Annotated in this window: 1 protein-coding gene; it reads left to right on the top strand. The window is 57.1% G+C overall.

The genetic code is table 11. From position 1 onward, the window contains the following. Nucleotides 1-310: glutamine synthetase beta-grasp domain-containing protein (locus BK660_RS32230; RefSeq protein ID WP_185045373.1), on the top strand; the 310-nt coding region annotated here is incomplete at both ends.

Genomic DNA, 310 nt, shown 5'->3' with positions numbered 1-310 from the left:
TCGAAGTCGGCAAGATGTTCGACGGTTCCTCCATCGCTGGCTGGAAAGGCATCGAAGCCTCCGACATGATCCTGATGCCGGTTGACGAAACTGCCGTTCTCGACCCGTTCACCGAAGACGCCACCCTGATCCTGGTGTGCGACTTCATCGAACCTTCGAGCATGCAAGGCTACGACCGCGACCCACGTGCGATCGCCAAGCGTGCCGAAGAACACCTGAAAGCCACCGGTATCGGTGACACCGTGTTCGCTGGTCCAGAGCCTGAGTTCTTCATTTTTGACTCGGTGAAATTCAAGTCGGACATCTCCGG

This window comes from Pseudomonas brassicacearum, from assembly GCF_003732265.1.
In the GTDB taxonomy this organism is placed as follows: domain Bacteria; phylum Pseudomonadota; class Gammaproteobacteria; order Pseudomonadales; family Pseudomonadaceae; genus Aquipseudomonas; species Aquipseudomonas brassicacearum_D.
This window is presented reverse-complemented; position numbering and strand designations above follow the sequence as displayed.